Raw genomic sequence first — 3,486 nt, forward strand, 5'->3', positions numbered from 1 at the left:
TATAGTAAATAAAATACAGAGTACAGTGGTATTGTTTTATAATTTGATAAAATCTTCACAAACAATCCCAGGAAAATCCATACATTGCACACATTTAAGTTATAGTATTGATAACATAGAGAAACGAACAAGTGAGCAAAAGTTTGGCTTCAATTGTTCGTTTATAAATCGAAAAAGAGGAGACTTGAATGCCTATGGCGGTGAACTTGCACCATCTCAGTTGCTAGTTGCGAATGACAATCCAGAAAGGAGCCAACTCAATGCCTCAACATCAATTCAGAAACACATTAATGTCCGACACTCAGCATACTCCCAAGGAGGAAATGACCATGACTACAACTAACATCAAGAAGACAAGCAAGAAGAACTGCCTGATTTACGCCGCATTAGTTGCCGCCAGCATGATGGGCGTTATCGGCTCTACGCAGACCTTAGCTCATGCGAAGGGGAATACCGACCCAACCAGTAGTAGCGTTGTCACGAATGTAAAAGCGCTTCAGGCACTGAAAGATGGTGATAAAGAAGCTTTTGACACATCCATTCAGTTAGGTGCAGATGCGCTGGTTGTTGGGGATTATGAGGCAGCAATTTCAGCTGGTGTTACCTGGATCAATGATTTTGATGAATCACAATTGAACGCTTGGGATGCACTGGCATTGGTTCGTAGTCCGGAAGGTATTTCGACCGAAAAGGCTACTGCAATCTACAACAATATTTTGGCTTTATATCCGGGAACTAATCATCAAGTTACCGATTATGAACGAGACATTATTGGGCTTGTCGCAATTGGAGAGGATCCCACAAACGTCAACGGTACCAACTTGATTCAGGAAACAATTGATGGTATTGCTGATGGACAAGGAGATATTTATGCAGTGATGTATGGACTCCTCGCATTAATATCAGCTGATACGAAAGGTATTGGTGATTATCAAAGCGAGATTGATACGCTAACGACACGTTTGATTAATATGCAAAATAGCGACGGATATTGGACTGATGAGTATGGGTACACATTAGATGTTACGGGTATGGTCATGCAGGCACTTGGTTCTTATCAGGGCACAATTGATACATCGACGTCTATTTTTTCGGCTCAGGGTGCTGTTCAAAATATTCTATTACAACCTGATACAGGTGAATTCTTGGACCCAGAGCAAGGAACTGATAGTATTAATTCTAGCAGTGATGCAATGATCATTGCGGGCTTAGCCGCTTGTGACATTGATCCGGATGAGTTGGGTGCAACAGTATCACCAGTTGACGCATTATTAAGTTATCAGGTTCCGGAAGGAGAAACAGACGCCGGTAGTTTTAATTGGCAGCCTGCTCTAACATACAGTCGTCAATCGGCAACTCAAGAAGCGGTATATACGTTGGATCAATTTGACTATTTTAAAGCCAACAAAGGATCTATCTACAATTTTTCAGAATAATTTCATGAAGCCGAGAAAATGAATGAAAAACTTCGATTATAATTAAAAGCTTGTATTATAACAGTAGAGCTTCACTGGTTTGAAACCGGTGGAGCTCTATTGTTGTAGCTTTAAATAATTGAAATGAAATTGACATACAATTATGAGAAAAAGATTGAATGAGTGACATATAATAGTGCTAATGATTTAAATAGTGCTATTAAAATAGTATTTTTATGTAGATTTAGTTTAAAATTGCCTTTAACAAGCATTGACTAAAGTCTGATAATAGGTTTTCCAGTCTGCTAGTTTGTGTATATTTGTTTTTTTAGTTGATTCTGATTAAGGTCGAAACTATTATGTGGCACTTTGTGAAGTTATTGTATTTGCAAATCAATGTAAATATAATTTACATAATGGAAACGCTTTAATAATCATTAAATAAATTACTTGATACAAATCAGTGTAGAACTTTGGAGGGTTAGATTTTATGAAAAAAAGAAAATTAACCACTGGGATTATGTTGTTTTCAACAATTTTAGGGTTGATTGTACCTGCCTCGGCCCAAATTAAAAATAATCGGCTAGTGGGTGCTGATTATACGATGGCGCATGCAGACGATACAACGATGGTGACATCAGATGATATTGCTGATGCCATTTCACAGGTCAAAGAAGCCGCTTCACAGGCTGAAGATAAAGTATCAACTGGTTCAGCAGAAGACACTTTGAAAAGCATTTACAAACAGCATATTGAGCAATTAGAAAATGACATCATTTCAATCTTAAATACTACTGATTATAGTAAGACTACCGCACTTGCATTTGCATCCACCGAACAAAGTTATATAGCGGCCATCAGTAATTCGGCAACACCAGATGACTGGACGACAGCCTATTCGAACATTCAAACAGCAATAAATACTGAAATTCAGAAGCTTAATGACAATACAAATATTACAGCTGATCAAAGGGCAACTGATATTCAGCCGTCTCTGCTTTAGGTGAAAAATACTCCTCTGCTGAAGCAATTGGGAATATCACATCAACTGCTGTTACCGGAACCAATGCTGCTTATAAAAACGATCTCGGTTGGGCAAAGACAGCGATTAATAGTATGGTTAGTGGCGTGAATTCAAAAATTTCAACAATAGAAAAAAATGATGCAGCACCGACCTCCACACAAATTGCAACTTACGTTCAAAAACTCACTCAAGCAACGTCCTACGGTACTTTAAGTGATTCAGCGCAAGCCGAGACTAAACAATTGATTGCTGATTATACGACTAAAATGAACAATGCAAAGGTTTATGGTGACCTTTCCACTTTATATAGTGAGTTCACGGCGGCGTATGGTCAAATTAAATCTGCTGACAGTGCGACCTCCACGTCGACCAGTAAATCTTCCGAGCCATCAAGCTCATCAAGCTCATCAAGTTCATCTAGCTCGATACCATCAAGTGGCAATGAAACAGGGTCAACAGGTGCCAATAGTACTGGTTCATCTTCAGTCTCTAGTTCAAGTTCTTCGTCAGCAAACACGGATAGTTCAACAGGAAATGATACCGACTCAACATCTGCTTCTACCACTAGTTCATCTTCAACAGATGGTTCTTCCTCAACCGTGAGTGCAACGAATAAACAAGCGGCTATTATTGAATTAACAAATAATCACGATTTATATGTTACTGCATTGAAAGCAACTTTAACTGGAAATAGTCAGGTTGAGGCAACCCAAACTCAAAAAGATGCTGTTAATGCGGCTATAGCCAATGAGGATGCAATATTAGCTGAATATACTGATAAAATTAATGCTTCAACTTCTATGACTGAATTAACAATCGTTAAGGCTGATGGTAATGCGGCACTAAAAGCTGCTGGGACAACGACCCAGACTGCAACGGACGCTGAAAAGCAGGCTGCAATCCAAGCGCTTAATAATGCTGCTTCACAGCAAAAGACTGTCATTGCAGCCGATACAGAAGCTACTGATGCTGAAAAAACAGCCGCCGAAGCAATCGTTGATAATGAACTGAGTAACTATGTGGCACAAATTAATATTAATAATATTG

General features: G+C 38.9%; 4 protein-coding genes. All 4 read left to right on the plus strand.

The features are described 5' to 3' along the window. On the plus strand, positions 1 to 343 hold a 343-nt coding region (locus JCM11969_RS19465), incomplete at its 5' end, for a hypothetical protein (RefSeq protein ID WP_225353349.1). Next, entirely contained in the window at positions 330 to 1,436 is a 1,107-nt protein-coding gene (locus tag JCM11969_RS16230) for a prenyltransferase/squalene oxidase repeat-containing protein (protein WP_054712905.1), read from the plus strand. The genes JCM11969_RS19465 and JCM11969_RS16230, both read left to right, overlap by 14 nt. Before the next feature lie 469 nt (positions 1,437 to 1,905). Continuing rightward, complete coding sequence (locus tag JCM11969_RS16235) at positions 1,906 to 2,418, plus strand: hypothetical protein (RefSeq protein ID WP_054712908.1); 513 nt, start codon at positions 1,906 to 1,908, stop codon at positions 2,416 to 2,418. A gap of 125 nt (positions 2,419 to 2,543) precedes the next feature. Further along, on the plus strand, positions 2,544 to 3,486 hold a 943-nt coding region (locus JCM11969_RS16240; RefSeq protein ID WP_175577015.1), incomplete at its 3' end, for a hypothetical protein.

This window comes from Secundilactobacillus paracollinoides DSM 15502 = JCM 11969, from assembly GCF_001311135.1.
Lineage (GTDB): Bacteria > Bacillota > Bacilli > Lactobacillales > Lactobacillaceae > Secundilactobacillus > Secundilactobacillus paracollinoides.